The following is a 2,750-nucleotide window of genomic DNA, read 5'->3' as shown; positions in this document are numbered from 1 at the left end:
TTTTGAGAGAATCGTGCTTCAAAACCTTGCGTCTTCATCGGCCCGCGTCCTGTAGGGGCGAAGCATTCGGATAAAAAATCTACGGTTTCACCGATAGGTTATTGCCCGAATGCTTCGCCCGTACTTTTTCAGCAAACCCTAATTATTAATAGTCGAAGTCACCACCGCCGGCGGGAGGAGCGGATTTTTCTTTTTCCGGTTTATCCACCACAATACACTCGGTAGTTAAAACCATACCGGCGATAGAAGCGGCATTTTGTAGGGCAGAACGAGTCACTTTAGCGGGGTCAACGATACCCGCCTCAAACATATCGGAGAACTCACCGGTAGCGGCATTATAACCGACATTAAAGGGCTTCTCTTTCACCCGTTCGGCAATAACTGCACCGTTTTGGCCGGCATTTTCAGCGATCCGTTTTAAGGGGGCAGCAATGGCGCGAGAAACGATTAAAGCGCCGGTTAATTCTTCATGGTGTAGGGTTTCTTTGGCCCAGGTTTCCAATTGGGGAGCCAGGTGAGCTAAAGTAGTACCACCCCCGGGGACGATACCTTCTTCTACGGCTGCTTTAGTGGCGTTAATCGCGTCTTCTAGGCGCAATTTGCGGTCTTTCATTTCCGTTTCCGTAGCGGCGCCGACTTTAATCACTGCCACACCCCCGGCTAATTTAGCCAGACGTTCTTGCAGTTTTTCTTTATCGTAGGAAGAATCGGTTTCCTCGATTTGACGGCGAATTTGCTCACAACGGGTTTTCACTGCCACGTCGTTGCCTTCGGCGACGATGGTGGTAGTATCTTTGTTCATGGTGATACGACGGGCCGTACCTAAGCTATCAATTTTGGTGGTTTCCAGTTTTAAACCCGCATCTTCGCTGATTACTTGACCACCGGTTAAGACGGCGATATCTTCTAACATCGCTTTTCTGCGATCGCCAAATCCGGGAGCTTTCACCGCAGTGACGTTAAGAACACCGCGCAGACGGTTAACCACTAGGGTTGCCAAAGCTTCTTTTTCGATGTCTTCGGCGATAATTACTAGGGGTTTACCTTGACGGGCTACTTGTTCGAGAATGGGAACCAAATCCTGCACTAAACCGATTTTTTTGTCGGTAATCAGAATAGCGGGATCCTCAAAAACGCATTCCATGCGTTCGGTGTCGGTGACAAAGTAGGGAGAGATATAACCTTTGTCAAAACGCATCCCTTCGGTGATTTCTAGTTCGGTGGTCATCGATTTCCCTTCTTCTAGGGAAATTACGCCTTCTTTGCCGACTTTATCCATGGCCGAGGCGATCATTTGACCGACTTCATCATCGTTACCGGCAGAGATAGCGCCCACTTGTGCGATCGCTTTGGAATCTTCTACGGGTTTCGCGTGTTTGGCGATTTGACTGACGAGGAAATCGGCAGCTTTATCGATCCCTTTTTTCAGAGAAATCGGGTTAGCACCGGCGGCGACGTTGCGTAAACCTTCTTTAACGATAGCGTGAGCGAGAACGGTGGCGGTAGTAGTACCATCACCCGCTACATCGTTGGTTTTTGAGGCGGCTTGGCGAATTAAAGCCACACCAGTGTTCTCGATATGGTCTTCCAGTTCGATTTCTTTAGCGATGGTGATGCCATCATTGACGATTTGGGGTGCGCCAAATTTCTTTTCGAGGACGACGTTACGACCTTTGGGTCCAAGGGTGACAGCTACCGCTTCGGCCAGAAGATCCATGCCTTTTTCTAAGGCGCGACGGGCATCTTCGTTGTAGATAATAGATTTAGCCATAATGTATCGTTATTCGTGCAAAATAGGGGTTTTCAAGGGTAGATGATTAGGAAACGACGGCGAGAATGTCTTTTTCGGAGAGGAGAACGTATTCTTCGCCACCAAGTTTGATATCGGTTCCGGCATATTTGGAGTAGAGAACTTTGTCACCCACACCCACTTCCACAGGGGTACGGCTGCCGTCATCGTTGCGTTTGCCAGTGCCGACGGTCACGACTTCCCCGATTTGGGGTTTTTCTTGCGCGGCGTCGGGAAGGAAAATGCCACCGGCGGTTTTTTCTTCGCTGGGGCTAACTTTAACGAAAACTCGATCGCCTAGGGGTTTAACAGTAGTTACGTTGATGCTGACTGCAGCCATGGAATATCCTCCGTTTCTCTTGTATTTGGGTAAGTGTCTTTTCCAGATTAGCACTCTTACCTTCCGAGTGCTAATTTACCGAAATACAAGGCCCCCTGACAACTGCTCGATCGGTACGGGTTTCCGAACTATGGTGTTAAGCTAGGGTTTGCTGAATAAGTTTGTTGGTGGGGTTAGGAGTCAGTATTCAGTATTCAGGAGTCAGTATTCAGGAGTCGGTCGTCAGGAGAATTAAGAATGAGCATTAATCAATTAAATGCTCTATTTAGGGTCGGCTGAAAAAGTAGGGGCGAAGCATTCGGGCAATAACCTATCGGTGAAACCGTAGATTTTCTATCCGAATGCTTCGCCCCTACAGGACGCGGGCCGATGAAGACGCTAGGTTTTGAAGCACGATTCTCTCAAAATCTTGCACCTGTTTCGCAAGAAAAGCCACAAAACCCTTACCATGCCTACATTTCACATTTATTCAGCCACCCCTATTTAGGGTTTGCTGAAAAAGTTTTTCCTAGGGGCAGGGTGTAGGGTGTGGGGTGTGGGGTGTGGGGTTTTACCGATTTTGAGGGGGTCAATTACCTAATTTTCAGGGAAAAAGTCCCTGAATTTCCCCCTGATCACTCC

Annotated in this window: 2 protein-coding genes; both read right to left on the bottom strand. The window is 48.5% G+C overall.

All coding sequences use genetic code 11. The annotated features are described in order from the left end of the window. Positions 1-145 precede the first annotated feature (145 nt). The gene (groL, locus tag O9332_RS03380; RefSeq protein WP_002804201.1) at positions 146-1,771 is read right to left on the bottom strand and encodes a chaperonin GroEL; all 1,626 of its coding nucleotides are present in this window, start codon (positions 1,769-1,771) and stop codon (positions 146-148) included. Between the two features lie 46 nt (positions 1,772-1,817). Beyond that, a complete protein-coding gene (gene groES / locus O9332_RS03375; protein WP_072926587.1) occupies positions 1,818-2,129 on the bottom strand; it encodes a co-chaperone GroES in 312 nt (103 codons plus the stop codon). Positions 2,130-2,750: the final 621 nt, after the last annotated feature.

The organism is Microcystis sp. LE19-10.1B (assembly GCF_027530565.1).
Classification (GTDB): Bacteria; Cyanobacteriota; Cyanobacteriia; order Cyanobacteriales; family Microcystaceae; genus Microcystis; species Microcystis aeruginosa.
This window is presented reverse-complemented; position numbering and strand designations above follow the sequence as displayed.

Excerpts from the sequence above, each read along its gene's own strand:
- groL (WP_002804201.1), bottom strand. The coding sequence starts at position 1,771 with ATGGCTAAATCTATTATCTACAACGAAGATGCCCGTCGCGCCTTAGAA.
- groES (WP_072926587.1), bottom strand. The coding sequence starts at position 2,129 with ATGGCTGCAGTCAGCATCAACGTAACTACTGTTAAACCCCTAGGCGAT.